The organism is Vibrio sp. 1249-1 (genome assembly GCF_033340495.1).
On sequence record NZ_JAWOWJ010000246.1, the window covers coordinates 1 to 911 of the forward strand.

Annotated in this window: 1 protein-coding gene and 1 pseudogene; both read right to left on the reverse strand. The window is 41.6% G+C overall.

The features are described 5' to 3' along the window. Positions 1-550 (reverse strand): tRNA 2-thiocytidine(32) synthetase TtcA (ttcA, locus tag R7Z50_RS25580; RefSeq protein ID WP_318149486.1); only part of this gene is annotated, 550 nt, incomplete at its 3' end. Positions 551-740: 190 nt separating this feature from the next. After that, positions 741-911, reverse strand: a pseudogene (locus R7Z50_RS25585) (DUF2987 domain-containing protein); the annotation flags it as partial.

Here is a 911-nt window from a genome sequence, read left to right on the forward strand (position 1 = left end):
GAATAACCACGTTACGACCATCATCAGAGCGTAGTTTTGGTGGCATTGCCTTCAAACGAGAACCATGGAACATGTTCAAGAACATCGTTTCTACGATGTCATCCATATGATGACCAAGTGCAAGTTTTGTTGCGCCGATTTTCTCAGCAAATGAGTAAAGCGTACCACGACGTAGACGAGAACATAGACCACACGTTGTCTTACCTTCTGGCACTTTTTCTTTAACTACTGAGTATGTGTCTTTATCTACGATGTAGTAAGGAATATTCAGCGTCTCAAAATACTCAGGCAAAATATGCTCTGGGAAACCAGGTTGTTTTTGGTCTAGGTTAACAGCAACCACTTCAAATTTGATTGGTGCCGCTTTTTGTAGATTCAACAGGATATCGAGCATCGCAAATGAGTCTTTACCACCGCTTATGCATGCCATGACAACATCGCCTTCTTCGATCATGTTGTAATCTGTAATGGCATTTCCAACATTTCTTCTCAAACGTTTTTGAAGCTTGTTGAATTCAAGGGTTTCTTTTCTTGTATCTTTCTGGTTCATTGCGGGCTCTCACATCGCCGATAAAATCGACAGTAGGACTTCCTAACATGGGTTTCTTTGGGGCGTGGATTATACGGGCTTTTGCAGCAGGATTAAATGTTTGTATTGAAGGATAAGAAAATAAGTGCGCTGAATTATCATCATAGAATAGAAAAAGAACCGCGAATGCGGCTCTTTCGTGAAGATAGTGCTATTTCTTTGCTTGGGGCAAATAAGGAAGCACTCTCATCGTTGGTTCCGGTAACGTTATTGTTCCACCTTCGCCAATTTCACTCAAAGCAACCTGCACTTTACCGTTAACAAGCGCCTTCTCTTGTCCATTTGAAAAAACGATCTTACCGTTCAGTTCGTTGGCAAACTC